An 18,964-nucleotide genomic window follows, 5' to 3' on the forward strand; every position below is an offset into this window, starting at 1 on the left:
CTTACACCTCTGTCTCATTCGTTTCTTCGCGCCGCCGGCGCAGTAATACAATCGCGATGGCTATGGCGCATAATCCTGCTAGGACCAGCCCGAAGATACTCGCGCCCGTCGTTGCTAGCTTGTCCAGCACCTGCCGGGGCCCGCGCCCGGGCGGTACCGGAGTCTGCTGCGGTTGCGGCGTTGACGTCTCGGGCTGCCCATTCCCCGGCCGCCCCGGCGCCTCGTGGTCGGGCCGGTCGGGTTCTTCCGGTTTCGGCCACGGAGAGGTGCTCGGCACCGGCTCGTTCGAAGCGACCACGGTGATGGTAGCCCGGTTAGACTCCACGGCGTTGCGCTCCAGGCGCAGGCCGTCGACTGCGACCAACGCGGTATTCGGGACCCGCGTGTCCGCGGCGGCGTCGTCGCTAACGACCGCTTCCAGGTACACGCTGACCGTGGTTTCTGGGTGGCCGTCGCGCAGCCGCGCGAGCTCTGCCAGCCCGGGATCGCTAAACGATACCTCCAGCGTCAGCCCCACGGACTTATCCGTGTAGTGGACGCCTTCGTCCAGGGTGATATCCCGGTCAGCATTCGCGATGGTGATCCGCTTAATAGCCCCGGAGGCGAAGTTCCGGTTCAGCTCATCGCGGAACTCCCACCGGTGCAGTGCGCCTGCGGCGTCGACGTCGGGCACGTTGCTGGTGATCCGGTACGCAACAGTGTAGCCCGGCCGAGCGGAGGCCACGTTGACTTCCTTGTCCACGCGCAACGGCTGGTTCTTCGCGCGCACCCACGCCGTCCGGCCGGCTTCGACCCACACGAGCGTCGTGGTGGCTGCGGTGCGTTCCACATCGCCGGACTGGGAGGGCAACTCCCGCAGCTGGTAACCGCCCGGAAAGACTCCTTCAAAACGGGCGATGCCCGCCTGGTCGGTCTCTGCCACCAGACGCCGGCCCACAGGAACTCCAGGATCTCCGTAGAGCAGACGCGGGTTGGCGCGGACGAGTTCTTGTAAGTCTTCTTCCCTGTCAGCGCGCAGCTCCGGCAATTCGAGCAGCTGGAACTGGGCACCCGCGACAGCCGGTTCGGACTCATCCCCTACCCCGGCCGTCTTAGCAACCATGACGGTCCCGGTTTCTTCCGCCGCAGCGCTTTGCGGGGTACCCCACGGCGTGACCACTACGCCGAGTGCACAAAGCAGAGCTACTAGCAGACTTGCCGTCAACGACGAAGCGCCGCGGCGGTGCCGCCCTAGTGCGCTAACTATGTCCATAGTTCAAGTCCTTGTCTAAAACGTGTCCGGTACTGCAGGCTGCGTCTATGGAGTCTGCTTTGTGTCGTTTTCGTTCTTCCGGCGCTGGTGCCGCATCCACCACCACAGGTAGATGATGACCAGCAGGCCGATAATCACGGCGGCGATCATCCAGGGCTGCCAGGGGCTGTGGTAATCCTGCTCAATATCGCCTGGTAGCTCGGTGCGCTCCCCGTGTACCAAGAAGCGGTGCGAGTTAATCCCGTACGGGGTACAGGTAACAAGCGTCAGCAGGTCCTTGTCAGCCACCGGGCGGATGGTCTCAATATCTTCCGGGAGCACGGTCTCAATCGAGGTGACCTTGTAGGCGAGCTTCTCCCCCATCACCTCAACGGTGAAGACTTCGCCTTCGCGAATATGGGTGAGATTGTCGAACATGGTCAGAGTCGCCAGGCCGGTATGCCCCGTCAGCACCGAGTGCGTGCCTACGCCGCCGACGGGGAGCGCGGTGCCGTACAGGTGCCCGACGCCATGCGCCAGGACGCTGGAGTCGGTGCCGTGATAGACCGGCAAGTCGATGCCCACCGACGGCACCCGCAGGCGCACCATGTTGTCGAAGGCGTCGAGGTGGGTGAGGTATTCGCGGTAGCCTTCGGAGTCCTTGTCCGGCCCCAAAGTCCACGGGTCCGGGGCGTCGAACTCCGGTAGCCGGGAGTTATAGTCCCGGGCCGCGGCCAACGCTGCCTCCCGCTCGGCGGGGTCTAGCTGCGCCACGTTGCGGGAATACTCTTCCGCGATCCGGTTCTGCTCGACGTTTTGGTAATGCGTTAGCCCCACCGGGGTGAGGAAGATGAGGGCGGCGATGACGAGGTAGACGACGGAGCGGTAACGTTTCCACCACCCACGTCGGGGCGCCTGCGCGGCCGTTACCGGCTGCGCATGGTCACCGCCTGCTCGCATCTTTACTCCTCACATTCGCGAACGCACCGTTGACCAGCTAGGCCCTCGCCCGTCAGGATGACCCCGTGGTCTTAGGCCGTTGTGCGGGAATCCTTGTAGCTGGTGTACAGGCCGCGGGCCAGGAAGGCCATGCCCACCAGGAAGGCGATCAGGATGCCCCAGGCACCGGTAGCCGGCAGCTGGCCGATGATGGAATCACGCTGGTTTTCCACAGAGACGGACAGCGCGCGGTTTTCAATGTCCACGTTGACCGGCTGCGGCTGCGGGTTACGGACGAAGCCGTCCGGGGCCTGGGTTTCCAGCACGCAGTAGGTGTTGGCGACGACACCGGTCGCGCCGGTGGAGGTGGACTGCAGCGGGATGGCGTAGCCGTTCGCCGTTGCGTCCGAGGCATCATCGGCCCCGCCGCCGGCGGTGGTCATTTCGGTGCCGGTGGTGATGCTCTCACCGCTGGCCGCGGAAGCTACCTCGACGGCGTCACCAAGCAGCTGGTAGCTTCCGTCGTCCTGCGCGGAGCACTGGTAGAGCTCGAAGGTTGCGCCGTTCAGCGAACCTTCCGAAGCCGGCGAGGTCTTCGTGATGGTCAGGTTGCCGAAGACGGTGTTGGTCGGAGTATCACCGTCGTCGGTGGTGCTGTCCTGGCCGTTCGGAAGCTCCACGGTCGCGGAGTTGTTGATGACCCCGTTTTCTGGAATGGAGTTAACAACCGCCGGGAAGTTGACGCTGACCTGCAAACCCGAGTTGGACTGGCGGGCCTCCTGCAGCTTTGCGCGGCCCGCGGCGGTGAAGTTGACGCGGACTTCCTGTCCGTTCACCAAGATTTCGTAGTCGGTGCCGTCGGCCAGATCGACATCGCCGTTGGTGCTGACCGTCACGTCGCCGACCGTCGGTGCGGCCAGGCTCTCAACCAAGTTATCCACGATGTTGAAGCGGTTTAGATCCCCTGCCGGAACCGGAGCGTTGATGGTGTATTCCAGGGCCTTGCCGACGGTGACGCCGTCATCCTTGACCTGCTTGTTCGGGGTCACGTCTTGGTTCTTCGGCTGAACGGTGCGAGAGTATTCCCAGCTGCCGTTGTTGTCATAAGGAAGGGTGACGAAGAACGGGGCCGCCACGGTGTAGTTCTCGAACTGGACCTCGGTGACCCGGTAAACGCCCACGGATAGGCCGTTGGCGGCCGTGGTCAGGTTAATAACACCCTGATCGTTGGTGGTGAAGACGCCGTTTTCGCCGCCGGTAACCGCGGTCACGTCCAGGCTCTCATCGTCAGGGTTGAGGTTGCCAACCTGTGCCCAGCCGGCCGGGTCTGTCAGATCGATGCCGTTAACGCGCTCGACACGGAACTTAGCGCCCGGCAGCGAGGTGGAGGTATCGCCCGGCTCACCAAGGTACTTTTCGATGGTGAGAGCGACGTCGGCGTCGGCGTTGATGAGGCCGGCGCCGTTGTTGGGAGCCAGCGGGGCTTCAGCGCCCGCTTCTTCCGCCGGGGTGGATTCCGCACCGGTTTCCTGCGCGAAGGCAAAGTTCGCCCCAGCGCCGACGAAACCGGTGGTCAAGGTCAGGGTAGTCGCGGCCAGAGCGGCGGCAATCTTCTTGGAAGCGGTCATTAATACAAGAGCCTCTCAGCTAAAGAAATGTCACCCCTTGGGCCCATCACCACTGTTGGTTATCGTTAGGCTTGGGGAGTATGTATAACACAGGTAATATTAAGACAACTTCTAATTAAAGACAAGCCGAAAAGGCCTCTTTTGGTGTTGGAACTTTACTTGGCCCTTTAAGCTATTTTTACCCGGTTAAAATTCCATAAGCTGCATAATTGCGAAGCGCGACTAAAGCTGACCGCCATAATATTTATTCATACATCGGCGGTTGCAAACCCGCGCACACCCTGATAACGGGCGCGAAATTTGCCAATACTTTCACTTAACGCTATGGAAACTCGGAGCTTTCTTTCAGGTTCTCGATCGGCAGGTCCATCAGCTACCCCTCTTCCGCCTTCCCCGAGGGCCGCTGACCACGGTTCTCCCAGCCTCCAGTAAGCCCGAGAGTACCCAGGCATGCCAAAACCCCGCCCCCCACGCTTTAAGGCGTGGAATGACGGGGTGTGGAACCTAGAGTAGTACTAGGCGGAAGCTTCCGCAGCCGGGGCAGCTACCTCGGCCGGAGCAATGCTGACAATGCGACGCCCGCGCTTGACACCGAACTCGACGGAGCCGGCCTCGAGAGCGAACAGGGTGTCGTCGCCGCCACGGCCAACGTTCTCACCCGGGTGGAACTTGGTGCCGCGCTGGCGAACGATGATCTCGCCGGCCTTGACCTGCTGACCGCCGAAGCGCTTTACGCCGAGGTACTTCGGGTTGGAGTCACGACCGTTAGAAGTGCTGGATGCACCCTTCTTGTGTGCCATTGTGGTTTCCCTCCTTCAAGGGGTCTTTAGTGCAAGCCTCGCAGCTTACTTGATACCGGTAATCTTCAGAACAGTAAGCGGCTGGCGGTGGCCCATGCGCTTCTTGTAACCAGTCTTGTTCTTGTACTTCATGATGTTGATCTTCGGGCCCTTGGCCTGATCAACGATCTCAGCGTCGACCTTGACCTTAGCCAGGTCATCGGCCTTCGACTTGACGTTTGCGCCATCGACGAGCAGAACCGGGGTGAGAGCCACGGCAGAGCCTAGCTCACCCTCGATCTTCTCGACCTTGACGAGGTCACCTTCGGCAACCTTGTACTGCTTTCCGCCGGTCTTGACGATCGCGTACATAGAGGGTTACCCCTTATCTAAACTCGGCTCAGGGGCAGGCGAGGCCCACCCCTGAATGGACAATTACATTTTGCGCTTGAGTCCAGTGCCGGCGCGACACGTAAGTCATGAGACTTCTGGCGCGGCTCAACTGGACTTAAACGGTGACTTGGAAATCCTACCCCGACGGAACCAGAAAAGACAAACCGCGTCTTTCCTGCACCCGCCGGTCGCACCAATTTCTGCCTATTTCCTGCTTCGGCGCGTCGCCCGGCGGCGGCCCCGGCTGGGCTGCTTCCGGGTTTCTGCACCGCCGTCGGCCTTGGGTTCATCCGTGCCACGCCGCAACTGGTTCGCACGGGCGCGACCGGACTCCGGCTGCTCCGGCTGGGCGGCCTTCGTCGAGCGTCGCACTGCCCGCCGGCGGCGTCCGCGGATCACGGTCTTGGTGTTGTCCTCGGTGTTGTCCTCGGCCTGCGCCGAGGCATCAGCCCGCGAGGCCTGGGCCGGGGCCTGCTCCTGCGCCGAGGCGGACTGCCCACCGCGACGGTTGCCGCGCCCACCGCGCTGTCCGCCGCTGCGGCGAGTAGCCCGACGGCGACCTCGCTTGGCGCGCGCCGGCTGGGCCGCAGAGGAATCGCCGGAATCGTCAGCAGCGTCCTCCGGCTGGGCCTGCGGGCCGGCCGCGGGCTGCGCGGAACCACTGCCCTGGCTCGGGAAATCCTCCCGGCGCGGGCGGTGGTCGGAACGCGAGTTCCCGCGGGTCTTACGCTTGCGGCGCGGGGAAGCCTCGAATTCCTCGACTGCTTCGTCGTAGGAGATGGCGCCACTTCCCTGCTCCTGCTGCGCGTCCTCGTCCGGCACGTAGTCCTTGAACTCGGCGACATCGTCGCTATCGGCGGCGTTGTCGGCTGCGGCGAAGGCGATCTTCTCAATATCGCTGACCGAGTCCTGGGACCGATCGTCACCGGACTGGTCGTCGCGCGAGTGCTCGGCGCGGGAGCGGTTCGAGCGACCGCCCCGGCTGCCGCGGCGACGGCGGCGACGCGAAGACGAGCCCTTACGGTCCTCGGAATCGCGGTCGTTGCGCTCGTCGCGGTTTTCGCCGTCCTTGGCGGCGCTGTCATCCTTGACCACGCTGGCCACCAGCTCATCGAGCTGCTTAGTGCCGCCGCGGGACTCCGACTTGGAGCCCTGCTCCTCGTCGGAGCGCTGGTTGCGGCCGTGGCCCGAATCCCCGTGCTTGTGGTTGCGGCGGTCGTGATGCCCGTGGCCGGAGTGATCGTCGGTGTGCTCGACCGGGTCGTCGTGGATGATGATGCCGCGGCCCTGGCAGTGCGCGCACTCGGTGGAGAAAGTCTCGAGGAGACCTGCTCCCAGGCGCTTTCGGGTCATCTGCACCAGGCCCAACGAGGTGACCTCGGAGACCTGGTGGCGGGTGCGGTCGCGGCCCAAAGCCTCCTTGAGCCGGCGCAGGACTAGCTCCTGGTTTTCGGGCAGCACCATGTCGATAAAGTCGACGACAATCATGCCGCCCAGATCGCGCAGGCGCATCTGCCGCACGATCTCTTCTGCGGCCTCGAGGTTGTTGCGGGTCACGGTCTCCTCGAGGTCACCGCCGGAGCCGGTGAACTTGCCGGTGTTGACGTCGATGACGGTCATGGCCTCCGTGCGGTCGATGACCAGCGTGCCGCCCGAAGGCAGCCACACCTTGCGGGCCAGGGCCTTCTGCAGCTGCTCGTCGATCCGGTAGACCTCGAAGGCGTCCTGGCCGCCGTGTTTTTTCCGGTCGAAGCGCTCCACCCGGTCCGCCAGGTCCGGGGCGACCGACTGGATATAGGCGTTGACCGTGTTGAAGGCCTTCTTGCCGTCCACGACCAGGTGCTTGAAGTCGCCGTTGAACAGGTCGCGGACGACCTTGACCAACATGTCCGGCTCCTCGTAGAGGGTCACCGGCTTCGCGCCCTTGGACTTCTTTTCCTTTTCCGCACGCTCCTGGATGTCCTCCCAGACCCCGTGCAGGCGGCCAACGTCCGTGGCGATGGCCTCCTCGGAGACGTTCTCCGCGGCGGTGCGGATGATGGCGCCGCCCTCGCCCGGCACGACGCGCCGCAGGATCTCCTTGAGGCGCTTGCGCTCCGGGGCGGGCAGCTTGCGGGAAATACCGGCGCTGCGGCCGTTCGGCACGTAGACCAGGAAGCGGCCGGCAAGGGAAATCTGCGTGGTCAGGCGCGCGCCCTTGTGCCCGACCGGATCCTTGGATACCTGGACCAGGATCTGGTCGCCGGACTTTAAGGCCTGCTCGATCTTGCGGGAGCGGCCCTTGAGCCCCAAGGCGCGCCAGTTCAGCTCGCCAGCGTAGAGCACCCCGTTGCGGCCTTCACCGAAGTCGACGAAGGCTGCCTCCATCGACGGCAGCACGTTCTGCACCCGGCCGAGATAGATATTGCCGATCAAAGAGGCCTGCGAGTCCGAGGTCACGATGTGCTCGACCAGCAGGTCGTCTTCCACGACGCCGACCTGCGTGACGGAACCGGCGTGGTCGACGCGCTGGCGCTCGCGCACCACCATCGTGCGCTCAACGGATTCCCGGCGCGCCAAGAACTCCGCCTGGGAGACGATGTGCTTGCGCTCCCGGCCCTTCTCGCGCATCTCCGCCCGACGGCGCTTCTGCGCCTCGATACGGGTCGAGCCCTTGATGCCGCGCGGGGCCTCGATGCGCTCCGGCTCGTCGTCATCGCCGTCCGCATCATACGGCTCGGCCTGCCGGGCCGGCTTGGCTGCATTCGCCTGCGGGGCGATAAAGACCGGCGCGTAGTCCGCGGCATTATCCTTAACCGCTGCCTGGTACGGCGGCGTCAGGGCCGCGACCAGCTCCTCCAGGTCCTCCTCGCGCTCAAGGTCCGCGTGCTCGTCCTCGGCCTGTGCAGTGTCGGCCTGGTCAGCCTGCGTGCTGTCGATGCCGTCCTGGCCACCGTGGCCGGCTGCTGCGTCGGCGCCGTCGGGCGCCTCGGTCGTGGCGAGGTTCTGCAGCTCGGAGTCGACCTTGTCTGCGATCTGGTTAAACTCGTTTTTCACGTTCTTGCGCACACGGTCGCGCAGCTTTTCCTCGGCGGCTGTGGCCACGGCGTCGGCCGAGTCCTTGTGCTTCGGCTCGTCGCCTGCCGGGGCCTCGGCATCCGGGCCCTGCTCGCGCGGCTCCTCATCCGGCTGCTGCGGTTTGGCCGGGGCGGCGGCGCGCACGGCCCGCTTCTTGGTGGACGTGCGGGTCGCGCGCTTGCGGGTCTTCTTGGGCTTGTCCGCGACGCTATCCTCGGCCCGCTCCTCAGCCGGGGCGTCCTTTTCGGACTTGGCCTCCTCGGACTTGACCTTCTCGGCCTTAGCCTTCTCGGACTTAGTGGCGGCCCGCTTGCCCTTGGGCGCGGCCTTCCGCTTGTTCTTGGTGGATTTAGTGGACTTGATGGTCTTCTTCTTGGCCTGGGGCGCGTCCTGGGCCTCGGTCTCCGGATCGGTTGCGGCCTCGGAGGGGGCATCGCCAGCCGAGGCCTGGGAGCCGGCGGCTTGGATACGGTCGAGCATCTGCTCGGCCTCCGCCTTGCTCAGGCCGGACTGCGGGGCCTTCTTGATGCCCTGCTGGGCGAACTGTTCCACCAGGGCCTTGGAGGAAATCCCCAGCATCTTGGCGAGGGCGTAGAGCCGCGTCTTGTCCTTCAGCTGGCCCCTATCGATCCGTTCGGCCAACGCGGCGGCCGCTGATAAATCCGTATTCTGTTCGTTTTTAGTCTTTGCAGCCACGGGCTACTCCTGACGTCTAATAGCGCGAGGGCAAGCTCGCCGCGGGGCCGCGCAAGTCATCCAAGCTGCAGGCAAGCACACCGCGGGGCTTTCTACCCTGAAAGCGCCGAAAGTTTAAGTGTTAAAGATTGAGTATTTAGTTATGCACAACTGCAAGCCCGGCATACAGGCTCTAGCTCCTATTGTGGCACACTTGGGCGCCCGCTTCTTGCCACACCTGCCCGAGCGCGCGGAATTTCGCGCTGTGTTAGCTTAAGACCATGTCCGACGGCGAACTCGTGCCCACCTCACCGGCAGCAGCAATCCGGCACTACCGGCGGCGCAACGAGTTCAACCCGCGCGAGCTGCTTGCCTTCACCACCACGGCGAGCTTCGGCGTGGGCTTTTTCTTCCTAGACCATACGGCCTTCTACGTCCTTAGCGCGCTGTGCCTGGTGGCGGCGGTGGCCAGCGGGGTCAAGGTTGCCCGCCACTACTCGAAGGCCGTGGCCGTCCCGCAAACGGAATTCCGGGACGGCGATTACCCCGCCGCCGCCTACTTCGCCCCGCTCATTCCCATCGTCGCGCCCCTGCTGGCCCTGCCGGTACAGGCGCTGGGCTGGGATTTTTCGGTCCCGCCGGCGGTGGCCACGCTGTCCACGGCGGCGTTTTACAGCGTGGGACTGTTTCTTTCCGGCACCGTGCACTTCCGGCGCTCCTACAGCATTGGCCGCCGGCGCATCCAGCGGATGGACTTCGAGCTGACCGAGCTGACCTCCACCACGCAACGCCTGGCCGAGGAGAATACCGATATCCTCGCCGCGCTCATCGCGATCGGCGCCGTCGACGGTAACGAGGTGAGCTTGAAGGGACTGCACAGGATTCTGGACCCCGCGCTGGCCGCGGACGAGGAAGCGCTGCGCGAGCGCCTGCAGGAGCTAGACAGCGCCAAGCTGGTTAAGCTCCGCGTGCCCATCTGGCAGGGAGAATCCGCCCGCTGGGATATGAGCATTACTCCCCTGGGCGTGCACGCGCTGGCCGAGTCGCAGCGGCGCTAGAAACAGGCTCGGAGCCGCGGTCGCCTAGTGGTGCTGTGAATGCACGAAACCCCCGCGCGGGGCCTGAATACCCAGGCGCCGCGGGCGGGGGTAGTAAAGAGGGTGCGTCTTAGAGGTTCGGGAACCAGATGGAGATCTCGCGCTCAGCAGACTCCGGGGAGTCGGAGCCGTGAACGACGTTCTCACCGACGGTCAGGGCGAAGTCACCGCGGATGGTGCCCGGGGTGGCCTTCTCGACCGGGTGGGTGCCGCCGGCCAGCTGACGCCAGGCAGCGATGGCGCTTTCGCCCTCGACGATGCCTGCGACCAGCGGAGCGGAGGTGATAAAGTCCACGAGCTCGCCGAAGAACGGCTTGTCCTTGTGCTCAGCGTAGTGCTTTTCTGCGGTTTCGCGGTCTGCGGTGCGCAGATCCATCTCCACCAGCTTGAGGCCCTTGCGCTCAATACGGGAGATGATTTCGCCTACGTGGCCGTTCTTGACGCCGTCCGGCTTGATGAGAATTAGAGTACGTTCAGTCATACCGGCCATCGTACCGAATACCGAGTAATCCTTCGCACTGGAGCCGGCAAAGTGGGCCGAGACTGCGGTAGGCGGTGGAGCTAACGTCCGGTGGTCAGCTGGCTGACCATGGCTTCGGCCTCGTCGTGGCCGACGTGGCGGTACCACAGCCGGACCTGCTTGACCGCGGTGCCGTACTTGCCGGCGGAGACGAGCTCGCGGATTTCTTCCTCGCGCTCCGGGGAGAAATCGGCCTGGCGCAGCGGGCGATCCTTGCCCGGGCGATTCTGGTCCCCACGGAACAAGGCCAGCGCCAGGAAGGCGGCCGCCACGATAAGCCCCACCACGATGACCACGCCCGGCCAGTGGAAAGCGCGCGCGAGGATGACCACCACACAGGCCAGCGCGGCCAGCAGCGAATACACGTAGCGCACGGCGGCCTCCCTAGCCCTTCTCATCCAGGTGTTGGGTGGTCAGCAGGCCGCGCTCCATGCGCGCGATGAGGTTGGAGCGCAGGTAGGCCGCCAGCAGCCAGACCAATCCGAAGACCACCATGATGGCCACGATCGACCAGTGGATGAACAGGCCAGCGACAATACCCAACACCTGCACGGCCAGGATGACATTCAGCGACCACCGACGGCTGGCGAAGGCCAGCATTACCAGGTGGAAGACCATCAGTGCCACGACGATGGCGATGTTGACCCCGGTCCACAGCTCGCCGCTGTAGAGCATGCGCAGCATCGGCAGCGCCAGCACCAGGGTAAGCGCCTCCAGGGTCAGGGTGCTGGAGATGACCATCCCGTTAAAGCCCTTAATCGGGTCCTTGACGGGCTTGTGCCCCATGCCCAGGGGCCCGACGTCTTTCGGCTTGTCCGTCATGCCGGCTCCTTTCCAAACATCGCGCGTGCCTCACCGGCGGTGACCACCGATCCGGTGATGACAATACCGGAACCGGACTGGATTTCCGCATCCTCGGCCAGCTCGACAGCCTGGGCATAGGCCGACTGCAGGTCGGGCTCGACGTAGACGCGTTCCTCGCCGAAGATGTCGCGGGCTAGCTCGGCCAGTTCGTAGGCGTCCAGCGCCCGCGGGGAGCTGTTCTGGCTGATGACGATCTCGGTCAGCACGTCCTCCAGCGCGGTGAGGATCCCAGCAGCGTCCTTGTCGCCGAGGATGGCAACCAAGCCGACCAGGCGGGCGAAGTCGAAGTCCCGGCCCAGGGCCTGAGCCAGGGCGCGGGCGCCGTGCGGGTTGTGCGCGGCGTCGATGAACGTGGTCGGCGACTGCCGCATGCGCTCCAGGCGGCCCGGGGAAATGGTCTGGGCGAAGCCGTTGCGCACGCTCGCCGCATCCAGCGGGTGCCCGGCCGAGGCCCCGAAGAAGGCCTCCACGGCGGCCAGGGCGACCGCGGCATTGCGGGCCTGGTGCTCGCCGGCCAGGGGCAAGAAGACATCCTCGTACAGGCCGCCCAGGCCCTGGATGCGCAGCTGCTGGCCGCCCACTGCGATGGTGGATTCCAGCGCGGCGAACTCGCTGCCGGCGCGCGCCACGCCCGCGTCCACGGCCACGGCCTGCTGCAGCAGAACCTCCATGGCTTCCGGCTCCTGCTCCGCCAGGATGGCGATGTTCTCGGCCGGGGTGATGGGGTCGTCGGCGTCCGGGCGGGCCTTGATGATGCCGGCCTTCTCCCCCGCGATTTCGGCGAGGGTATCGCCCAGGTAATCGGTGTGGTCCATGCCCACCGGGCAGACGACCGCGACCTCGGAGTTGACCACGTTGGTCGCGTCCCAGCGCCCGCCCATGCCGACCTCGATGACGGCGACGTCGACCGGGGCATCGGCAAAGGCGGCATAAGCGATGGCCACCAAGACCTCGAACTTGGACATGGCCGGGCCGCCGGCCGCCAACGACTCGGCGTCCACCATCTCCACGTAGGGCCGGATTTCGCGCCAGATGCGCACGTAGTCGCGCGGGTGAATGGGCTTGCCGTCGATGCCGACGCGCTCGGTCACCCGCTGCAAGTGCGGGCTGGTCAACAGGCCGACCCGGCGGTGGAAGGCCCGCAGCAGCGAGTCGATCATCCGCGACGTCGAGGACTTGCCGTTGGTGCCGGCCACGTGGATGGCCTGGAAGGCCCGCTCCGGGTGGCCGAGCAGGTCCATGAGCTTCTCAATGCGCTCCAGCGAGGGCTCGATCTTCGTCTCCGGCCACCGGGCGTTGAGTTCCTCTTCGACCTCGGCGAGCTCGCGCAGTTCCTCGGCGCTGACGGTCTCCGGCGCGGGCGCGGAATAGTCCTCTGCCCCGCCCAGGTTGAGCGTGAGTCCCGACTCGGTGATTTCCACCGGTGAGCCCTCGGTGCCCTCCTTGAGGGCGTCGACGATCTCGTATTCGTTCTCTTGGCCCTTATCGCGGCCTTTATCGCGGTCCTGCTCGCGGCCGTTGCCGCCGTTTCCGGTACGGTCAGTCACTACTTGAGCGCCTCCAAACGCGCGCTGATGCGGTCGACTTCCTCCTGCGCCACGGTCTGGCGGGTGCGGATCTTTTCCACGACCTCTTCCGGGGCCTTGGACAGAAAGTTGTCGTTGCCGAGTTTCTTGGTGGTCTGTTCCAGCTCCTTGTTGGCCTTGGCCAGGTCCTTTTCCAGGCGCTTGCGCTCGGCCGCGACGTCAACGGCCCCAGAGGTGTCCAGGGTGACTTCGACGGTGGCCTGCGACAGGCGGACCTCGATGGAGGCGGACTCGGTAAAGTCCTCGCCCGGCTCGGTGGTCTTGGCCAGGTTGCGCACCAGGGCCTCCTGGCCGGACAGGTCCGCGGCGGCGAAGTCCAGGCGGCCCGGCACCTTCTGGGAGGGCTTAACCCCCTGGTCGGAGCGGAAGCGGCGCAGCTCGGTGATGAGCTTCTCGGCGTCCTGGATGCGGCGGGCGGCGACCTCGTCGGTCTCGACGCCGCCGTTGGTGTCCTCGGCGGTCGGCCAGTCGGCCACGACCAGGGACTCGCCGCCGGTCAGAGCCTTCCAGAGGACCTCGGTGACAAACGGCATGGTCGGGTGCAGCAGGCGCAGCACGACGTCGAGGACGCGGCCGAGCACGATCTGGGTGGTGCGGGCGCGCTGCTTTTCGGCCTCGTCGGCCGGCTCGCGCGCGATCTGGGTCTTGGCGATCTCGACGTACCAGTCGCACAGCTCGTCCCAGGCGAAGTGGTAGAGCAGCTCGTTAGCCTTGGCGAACTGGAAATCGTCCAGGTAGGCGTCGACGCGGGCGCGGACCTGCTCGGCGCGGTCCAGGATCCAGCGGTCGGCATCGGTCAGCGCATCGCGCTCCGGCAGCTCCGCCACGCCGGCGCCGTTGAGCAGGGCGAACTTGGTGGCGTTGAAGAGCTTGGTGGCGAAGTTACGCGCCGAGGCGGCCGCGTCCGGGCCCAGCGGCAGGTCAACGCCCGGGTTGGCGCCACGGCCCAGGGCGAAGCGCAGCGCGTCCGCGCCGTAGTCGCGGACCCAGTCCATCGGGTCAATGCCGTTGCCCAGGGACTTGGACATCTTGCGGCCCTGCTCGTCGCGCACCAAGCCGTGCAAGTAGAGATCCGCAAACGGCACCTGCGGGCGCCCGTCGGTGCCCTTGCCCAGAAGCTCCGGGGTCTTTGTGGCGGCGAAGGTGCCGAACATCATCATGCGGGCGACCCAGAAGAACAGGATGTCGTAGGCGGTGACCAGCACGTTGGTCGGGTAGAACTTCTCCAGGTCCGGGGTCTTTTCGGGCCAGCCCAGCGTGGAAAACGGCCACAGCGCGGAGCTAAACCAGGTGTCCAGGACGTCCGGGTCCTGCTCGTAGCCGGCCGGGGCCTGCTCGTCCGGGCCCACGCAGACCACGTCGCGGTTGCCGTCGGCATCCTCCGGCCCGTACCAGATCGGGATCCGGTGGCCCCACCACAGCTGGCGCGAGATGCACCAGTCGTGCATGTCATCGACCCAGTCGAAGTAGCGCGGCTCGAGCGAGGCCGGGTGGATGGTGGTATCTCCCTTACGGACCGCCTCGCTGGAGTACTTGGCCATCTCCTTGACGTTGACGAACCACTGCTCGGACAGGCGCGGTTCGATGGCCTCGCCGGAGCGCTCCGAGTGGCCAACCGAGTGAACGTAGGGGCGGATTTCCTTAACAATTCGCCCCTGCTCGGCCAGCGCCTCGCGGATGGCGACGCGGGCGTCCTCGCGGGTCATACCGTCGAACTGGGTGCCGGTATCGGCGATGTGGCCGGTGGTGTCCATGATGATGGGCATGTCCAGGCCGTGGCGCTGGCCCATGGCGTAGTCGTTCGGGTCGTGCGCCGGGGTGATCTTGACCGCGCCGGTGCCGAATTCCATGTCGACGTAGTCGTCGGCGATGATCTTCAGGTTCAGATCGTCGCGGAACGGATGCGGGAACTCCTTGCCCACCAGGTCGGCGTAGCGCTCGTCGTCCGGGTGGACGGCGATGGCGACGTCGCCCAGCATGGTCTCGACACGGGTGGTGGCCACGACCAAGTGCGGCTCATTGTCATCCATCGAGCCGTAGCGGATGGAGACCAGCTCGCCCTCGACGTCGTCGTAGACGACCTCCATGTCGGACACGGCGGTCTCCAGCACCGGCGACCAGTTGACCAGGCGGTAGTCCTGGTAGATCAGGCCGGCGTCGTAGAGCATCTTGAAGATGGTCTGCACGGCCTTGGACAGGCCGTCGTCCAAGGTAAAGCGCTCACGGGACCAGTCCACGGAGTCGCCAATGGCGCGCATCTGGGACTGGATGGTGCCGCCGTATTTTTCCTTCCACTCCCAGACTTTGCCGATGAACTCGTCGCGGTCGTAGTCCCAGCGGGCCTTGCCCTCGGATTCCTTGAGGGCGGCCTCGACCTTGGTCTGCGTGGCAATACCGGCGTGGTCCGCGCCCGGCAGCCACAGCGTGGCATAGCCCTGCATGCGCTTGCGGCGGATGATGGAGTCGATGAGCGTGTGGTCCAGCGCGTGGCCCATGTGCAGCTGGCCAGTCACGTTCGGCGGCGGCAGCACGATGGAATAGGCGGGCTTGTCGGAGTGGGCGTCCGGGGTGAAATACCCCGCGTCGACCCAACCCTCGTACAGGGCGGTCTCCTGCTCTTGCGGCTCCCAGGACTTGGGCAGCGCGTCCGCGCGGTTGGTACCTACTAGTTCCTCATTTTTACGCTCAGTCACGCCGACCAATTCTACCCTGTCGGTCAAACCCCTTTGGGCCCCACCCAGGCAAGACCGCGGGTTTTTGTCCCGGGGCTAGCACAGCAGGTGGGCGACGGCTTCCTTTTCCTCGCGCAGCTGCGCGACCGAGGCGTCGATGCGGGCCCGCTGGGCATCGTTTAACTCCAGGCCCTGCACGATTCTCCAGCGGCCGTCCCGACTGACCGTCGGAAATCCCGCCACCAGGCCGGCGTCGATGCCGTAGGAGCCGTCGGAGACAATAGCCGCGGTGCGCCAGTCGTCCTGCGGGGTGCCGAAAATCCAGTCGTGCATGTGGTCCACGGCCGCCGAGGCCGCCGAGGCCGCCGACGAGGATCCGCGGACCTCGATGATTTCGGAGCCGCGCCCGGCCACGGCCGGGATGAACGTGTCTTCGTACCAGCCTTGGTCGACTGCCTCCGCCAGCGGGCGGGAACCCGCCGTGGCGAAGGTGATGTCCGGGAACTGGGTGTCCGAGTGGTTGCCCCAGACGGCCAGCTTCTCAATCTCATCCGGGCGCACGCCTACCTGCTGGGCCAGCAGGCCGACCGCGCGGTTGTGGTCGAGCCGCATCAGCGCGGTGAACTGGGAATCATCCAGGTCGGGCGCGTGGTGGGCAGCGATGAGCGCGTTGGTGTTGGCGGGGTTGCCCACCACCATCACGCGCACGTCGCGGGCGGCCACGCGGTTTAGCGACTCGCCCTGCCGGGAGAAGATCTCCGCGTTGGCAGAAATCAGGTCGGCGCGCTGCATGCCCTTGGTACGCGGCTGCGCGCCGACCAGGAAGGCGGCCTTCGTGTCGGCGAAGGCGGTATCCTCGTCGGCGGTGATGTCCACGCCGGCCAGGAGCGGGAAGGCGGAGTCCTGCAGCTCCATGGCCACGCCCTCGGCGGCGCGCACGGCGGACTCGAGCTCCAGGAGGCGCAGGCGGACCGGCTGGTCGGCGCCGAAGACCTCGCCGGCGGCGATCCGCCACAGCAGCGAGTAGGCGATGGCCCCGGCGGCGCCGGTGACCGTGACGTTGATGGGTTCTGAAACGTTGTGCTTCGGTGCACCCTGTGCTGTTGGCTTAGACATTATGTGCATCATCCTTCCCAGAAGAACACCTCGAGTTTTTGGTGAAATTCCTAGTCTAGACGCAAAAACGGTAGAGCGATAGGTTCTGCCCAATTGCCCTCGAATTGAGGTAGCAGAAGTACATCTCTAACTCGGCTGTACTGGCATTTTACCGCACCCGGGGGCAATTACCGGACGGGGTCGCGAATTTGCGGCACGATAGGGAATGAACCAATCCGTCTAAGCGATTCTTAAAAAGAGGGACATAGTGCTATGGGTAACTCCGATTCTCCCACCGCCGTCACGGGAGCCGAGTCTGCCCAGCGCGCCGTCGAAGTCGCGCTCGAGCAGTTTTCCCAGTTCGGTTTCACCGAAACCAAGATGGAGACCATCGCCAACCTCTCGGGCCTGTCCAAGCGCATGCTGCACTACCACTTCGGCGACAAGCGCGGGCTGTACCAGCGCGCGCTCGAGGCCGCGGTAGAACGCCTCAATCCCCCGCTCGAGGACCTCGAGGTCGACTCCGAGGTCCCGGTCGAGGGCGTGCGCAAACTTGTCGATGCCCTCTTTGCCTGCCACATCGCCCACCCGGAGGCCGTGCGCATGCTGGCGATGGAGACCACCCAGCAGGTCTTCGGCGTGGTCGGCCGGCAGCCGGTCAACGACGTCAGCGGGGTGGCCCTGCACCTGGACAAGCTGCTCCTCCACGGACAGGACTCCGGGGCCTTCCGGCCGGGGATCTCGGCCGACGACATCTTCACCCTGATCACCTCGCTGACCATGTACCGGGTGACCAACCACAACATGATCGACAACCTGTTGGGGATAGACATGCAGTCCGAGACCAACACCGCGGGGCTGCACCGCATGGTGGTGGACGCGGTGCTCGCGTTCCTAACCGCCAACATCCCGGACAGCGGCGAGGCGTCCTACCTCACCGCCCGCGAGGCCGTCGACACCGCGGACAACAATAGCGACATCTACGGCTAGCCCCGCCCGCCGGAGACCCTCCCCTTCCCCGGCGCCCAGAAGCGAAAAGCCGGCCCGCGCTTCCTCCTCGAAAACGCGGGCCGGCTTTAAATATGCCTTTAGCTGTTACGACATCCACCTAGGCCGACTGCTCCTCGGCGTCGGCGTAGATGAACTCCGGGCCGCCCTCGCCGCGGACCACTTCTGCGGTAATGCGCACCCCAGTGATGTCCTCGCGGTCCGGGATGTCGTACATGATGGGCACCAGCAGCTCCTCCATGATGGCGCGCAGGCCGCGGGCGCCGGTCTTGCGCTCCAGCGCGAGGTTGGCAATCTCCTCCAGCGCGCCGGTGTCAAACTCCAGCTCCGCGCCATCCATGACGAACAGGGCCTGGTACTGCTTGACCAGGGAGTTGCGCGGCTCGGTGAGCACCCGGATGAGGGACTCCTGGTCCAGGTTGTCCACCGTCGCTACGACGGGCAGGCGGCCGATGAATTCCGGGATGAGACCGAACTTGACCAAATCCTCCGGGCGGACCTCCTCGAAGAGGTCGACGCGCTCCTGCTCCGACTGGGTCTCCAGCTTGGCGCCGAAGCCCAGACCCTTCTTGCCCACGCGATCGGAGATGACCTTCTCCAGACCGGCGAAGGCGCCGGCCACGATGAACAGGATGTTGGAGGTGTCCACCTGGATGAATTCCTGGTTGGGGTGCTTGCGCCCGCCCTGCGGCGGGATGGCCGCGACGGTGCCCTCCAGGATTTTCAACAGGGCCTGCTGCACGCCCTCGCCCGAGACGTCACGGGTGATGGACGGGTTGTCCGACTTGCGGGAAATCTTGTCGATCTCGTCAACGTAGATGATGCCACGCTGGGCCTTTTCCACGTCGAAATCCGCGGCCTGGAGCAGCTTCAGCAGGATGTTTTCCACGTCTTCACCTACGTAGCCGGCCTCGGTCAGGGAGGTCGCGTCCGCGATGGCAAACGGCACGTCCAGCATGCGCGCCAGGGTCTGGGCCAGGTAGGTCTTGCCGGAGCCGGTCGGGCCCAACATCAGGATGTTGGACTTGGCGATTTCGACCGTGTCTTCCGGTTCCTTCTTAGAGCGCTTGCCGCCGCGGGCAGCGGCAGCCTCCTCCACCTTGATGCGCTTGTAGTGGTTGTAGACCGCCACGGACAGCACCCGCTTGGCCTGGTCCTGGCCGATGACGTAGTTATCCAAGAAGGCCGAGATTTCCGAGGGCCGGGGCAGCCGAACTTCTTCCTTCTCGGCCTGCTCGGCCTGGGCCGCGCCCAGTTCTTCCTCGATAATTTCGTTACACAGCTCAATGCACTCATCGCAGATGTACACACCGCCGCCGGCGATGAGTTTCTTAACCTGCTTCTGGCTCTTGCCGCAGAAGGAACACTTGAGCAGATCCGCGCTTTCTTGCATACGTGCCATTAAACCCTCTCAACACAT

At 65.1% G+C, this 18,964-nt stretch carries 15 protein-coding genes; 2 read left to right on the forward strand and 13 right to left on the reverse strand.

What is annotated here, in order from left to right; all coding sequences use genetic code 11:
• Window position 1: 1 nt before the first annotated feature.
• The 6 genes from QQS52_RS04330 to QQS52_RS04355 all read right to left on the reverse strand — a co-directional run bounded on the left by QQS52_RS04330 (window position 2) and on the right by QQS52_RS04355 (window position 8,723).
• The gene (locus QQS52_RS04330; RefSeq protein ID WP_472772737.1) at window positions 2–1,102 is read right to left on the reverse strand and encodes an isopeptide-forming domain-containing fimbrial protein; all 1,101 of its coding nucleotides are present in this window, start codon (window positions 1,100–1,102) and stop codon (window positions 2–4) included.
• A 195-nt stretch (window positions 1,103–1,297) separates the two neighbouring features.
• Window positions 1,298–2,191 (reverse strand): class C sortase, encoded by an 894-nt coding sequence (locus tag QQS52_RS04335; protein WP_472772738.1) that lies wholly within the window; start codon window positions 2,189–2,191, stop codon window positions 1,298–1,300.
• A gap of 71 nt (window positions 2,192–2,262) precedes the next feature.
• The gene (locus tag QQS52_RS04340; RefSeq protein ID WP_472772739.1) at window positions 2,263–3,798 is read right to left on the reverse strand and encodes a SpaH/EbpB family LPXTG-anchored major pilin; all 1,536 of its coding nucleotides are present in this window, start codon (window positions 3,796–3,798) and stop codon (window positions 2,263–2,265) included.
• A gap of 515 nt (window positions 3,799–4,313) precedes the next feature.
• Window positions 4,314–4,598 (reverse strand): 50S ribosomal protein L27, encoded by a 285-nt coding sequence (gene rpmA / locus QQS52_RS04345; protein WP_448879031.1) that lies wholly within the window; start codon window positions 4,596–4,598, stop codon window positions 4,314–4,316.
• A 45-nt stretch (window positions 4,599–4,643) separates the two neighbouring features.
• The gene (gene rplU / locus QQS52_RS04350) at window positions 4,644–4,949 is read right to left on the reverse strand and encodes a 50S ribosomal protein L21 (protein ID WP_472772740.1); all 306 of its coding nucleotides are present in this window, start codon (window positions 4,947–4,949) and stop codon (window positions 4,644–4,646) included.
• Window positions 4,950–5,174: 225 nt separating this feature from the next.
• On the reverse strand, window positions 5,175–8,723 hold the full coding sequence (locus QQS52_RS04355) for a translation initiation factor IF-2 N-terminal domain-containing protein (RefSeq protein WP_472772741.1): 3,549 nt from the start codon (window positions 8,721–8,723) through the stop codon (window positions 5,175–5,177).
• A 260-nt stretch (window positions 8,724–8,983) separates the two neighbouring features.
• On the opposite strand from QQS52_RS04355, the gene QQS52_RS04360 reads away from it, so the two are divergent.
• Window positions 8,984–9,760 (forward strand): hypothetical protein, encoded by a 777-nt coding sequence (locus tag QQS52_RS04360; protein WP_472772742.1) that lies wholly within the window; start codon window positions 8,984–8,986, stop codon window positions 9,758–9,760.
• A 109-nt stretch (window positions 9,761–9,869) separates the two neighbouring features.
• Here the strand turns inward: QQS52_RS04360 and ndk are convergent, their stop codons facing one another.
• From ndk to QQS52_RS04390, 6 genes are all read right to left on the reverse strand, one after another.
• Window positions 9,870–10,280, reverse strand: a complete 411-nt coding sequence (ndk, locus tag QQS52_RS04365; protein ID WP_070769091.1) for a nucleoside-diphosphate kinase — start codon at window positions 10,278–10,280, stop codon at window positions 9,870–9,872.
• An 80-nt stretch (window positions 10,281–10,360) separates the two neighbouring features.
• Window positions 10,361–10,693 (reverse strand): hypothetical protein, encoded by a 333-nt coding sequence (locus tag QQS52_RS04370; protein WP_472772743.1) that lies wholly within the window; start codon window positions 10,691–10,693, stop codon window positions 10,361–10,363.
• A 10-nt stretch (window positions 10,694–10,703) separates the two neighbouring features.
• Entirely contained in the window at window positions 10,704–11,141 is a 438-nt protein-coding gene (locus tag QQS52_RS04375) for a DUF4233 domain-containing protein (protein ID WP_472772744.1), read from the reverse strand.
• Complete coding sequence (gene folC / locus QQS52_RS04380; protein ID WP_472772869.1) at window positions 11,138–12,643, reverse strand: bifunctional tetrahydrofolate synthase/dihydrofolate synthase; 1,506 nt, start codon at window positions 12,641–12,643, stop codon at window positions 11,138–11,140. The genes QQS52_RS04375 and folC overlap by 4 nt, the downstream gene beginning before the upstream one ends.
• A gap of 86 nt (window positions 12,644–12,729) precedes the next feature.
• The gene (locus QQS52_RS04385) at window positions 12,730–15,462 is read right to left on the reverse strand and encodes a valine--tRNA ligase (RefSeq protein ID WP_472772745.1); all 2,733 of its coding nucleotides are present in this window, start codon (window positions 15,460–15,462) and stop codon (window positions 12,730–12,732) included.
• A gap of 75 nt (window positions 15,463–15,537) precedes the next feature.
• A complete protein-coding gene (locus tag QQS52_RS04390) occupies window positions 15,538–16,557 on the reverse strand; it encodes a malate dehydrogenase (protein WP_472772746.1) in 1,020 nt (339 codons plus the stop codon).
• Window positions 16,558–16,809: 252 nt separating this feature from the next.
• Here QQS52_RS04390 and QQS52_RS04395 point away from each other — a divergent pair, with 252 nt between their 5' ends.
• On the forward strand, window positions 16,810–17,526 hold the full coding sequence (locus QQS52_RS04395) for a TetR/AcrR family transcriptional regulator (protein ID WP_472772747.1): 717 nt from the start codon (window positions 16,810–16,812) through the stop codon (window positions 17,524–17,526).
• Window positions 17,527–17,644: 118 nt separating this feature from the next.
• Here the strand turns inward: QQS52_RS04395 and clpX are convergent, their stop codons facing one another.
• On the reverse strand, window positions 17,645–18,946 hold the full coding sequence (clpX, locus tag QQS52_RS04400) for an ATP-dependent Clp protease ATP-binding subunit ClpX (RefSeq protein WP_472772748.1): 1,302 nt from the start codon (window positions 18,944–18,946) through the stop codon (window positions 17,645–17,647).
• Between the last annotated feature and the right edge of the window lie 18 nt (window positions 18,947–18,964).

It is taken from the genome of Corynebacterium sp. 1103A (genome assembly GCF_055700955.1).

Bases quoted from the DNA above. Each gene is read 5' to 3' on its own strand.
- QQS52_RS04330 (WP_472772737.1), bottom strand. From the start codon at position 1,102: ATGGTTGCTAAGACGGCCGGGGTAGGGGATGAGTCCGAACCGGCTGTC.
- QQS52_RS04335 (WP_472772738.1), bottom strand. From the start codon at position 2,191: ATGCGAGCAGGCGGTGACCATGCGCAGCCGGTAACGGCCGCGCAGGCG.
- QQS52_RS04340 (WP_472772739.1), bottom strand. From the start codon at position 3,798: ATGACCGCTTCCAAGAAGATTGCCGCCGCTCTGGCCGCGACTACCCTG.
- rpmA (WP_448879031.1), bottom strand. From the start codon at position 4,598: ATGGCACACAAGAAGGGTGCATCCAGCACTTCTAACGGTCGTGACTCC.
- rplU (WP_472772740.1), bottom strand. From the start codon at position 4,949: ATGTACGCGATCGTCAAGACCGGCGGAAAGCAGTACAAGGTTGCCGAA.
- QQS52_RS04360 (WP_472772742.1), top strand. From the start codon at position 8,984: ATGTCCGACGGCGAACTCGTGCCCACCTCACCGGCAGCAGCAATCCGG.
- ndk (WP_070769091.1), bottom strand. From the start codon at position 10,280: ATGACTGAACGTACTCTAATTCTCATCAAGCCGGACGGCGTCAAGAAC.
- QQS52_RS04375 (WP_472772744.1), bottom strand. From the start codon at position 11,141: ATGACGGACAAGCCGAAAGACGTCGGGCCCCTGGGCATGGGGCACAAG.
- QQS52_RS04390 (WP_472772746.1), bottom strand. From the start codon at position 16,557: ATGTCTAAGCCAACAGCACAGGGTGCACCGAAGCACAACGTTTCAGAA.
- QQS52_RS04395 (WP_472772747.1), top strand. From the start codon at position 16,810: ATGGGTAACTCCGATTCTCCCACCGCCGTCACGGGAGCCGAGTCTGCC.
- clpX (WP_472772748.1), bottom strand. From the start codon at position 18,946: ATGGCACGTATGCAAGAAAGCGCGGATCTGCTCAAGTGTTCCTTCTGC.